The organism is Alcanivorax sp. HI0044 (genome assembly GCF_001634945.1).
Map to the genome: position 1 here is coordinate 1 of NZ_LWEZ01000019.1, position 861 is coordinate 861.

The window sequence follows — 861 nt, forward strand, 5'->3', positions numbered from 1 at the left end:
TTGATGAAGCCGATCTGGTGGACTGGGCCGGCCGCGCCGGCCTTGAGTTGCAGGAAAGCCAGTTTCTGGCACTGCGGAACGGGTTTCAGGTGCAGGTGAGGACGTTCAAGCGCCTCGATTAGGGCACGATGATTGTTCCAGGTTTTATGACTTGGAGAGGGGTCGGACGTCTGACGTCGAAAGTCAGACGACGAAATCCAACCCTCTCTGTTTTTTAGCATCAGACTTCTGACGTCCGACGTCAGACCAGTAATCAAGGAGCACTCCGGCAATGAGTGAATATTCCATCTTTACCTCCGAATCCGTGTCCGAAGGCCATCCGGATAAAATGGCTGACCAGATCTCGGACGCCATTCTGGATGCCATCATCAAGGATGACCCCCACGCCCGCGTGGCGGTGGAAACTTTGGTAAAAACCGGCATGGCCGTGGTCGCCGGTGAAGTGCGCACCAACACCTACGTGGAGCTGGAAGACATCGTTCGCCAGGTGATCCTGGATATCGGCTACGACAGCTCTGAAAAAGGCTTCGATGGCGCCAGCTGTGCCGTACTCAATGGCATCGGCAAGCAATCCGCCGATATCGCCATCGGCGTAGACGAAGCCGAAGACAAGGAAATGGGCGCCGGCGACCAGGGCTTGATGTTCGGCTTCGCCACTGACGAAACCGATACCCTGATGCCCGCCCCGGTGTACTACTCTCACCGTCTGGTGGAGCGTCAGGCCGAGTTGCGCAAGAACGGCACTCTCCCCTGGCTGCGTCCGGATGCGAAAAGCCAGGTCACTCTGCGTTACGACAACGGCAAACCCGTGGCCGTGGATGCGGTGGTGCTGTCCACCCAGCATTCCCCGGACATCAAGCT

1 protein-coding gene is annotated in these 861 nt (G+C 57.8%); it reads left to right on the forward strand.

Annotated elements, in window-relative coordinates; all coding sequences use genetic code 11:
* Positions 1 to 271: 271 nt before the first annotated feature.
* On the forward strand, positions 272 to 861 hold a 590-nt coding region (locus tag A3730_RS00245), incomplete at its 3' end, for an S-adenosylmethionine synthetase N-terminal domain-containing protein (protein WP_304439442.1).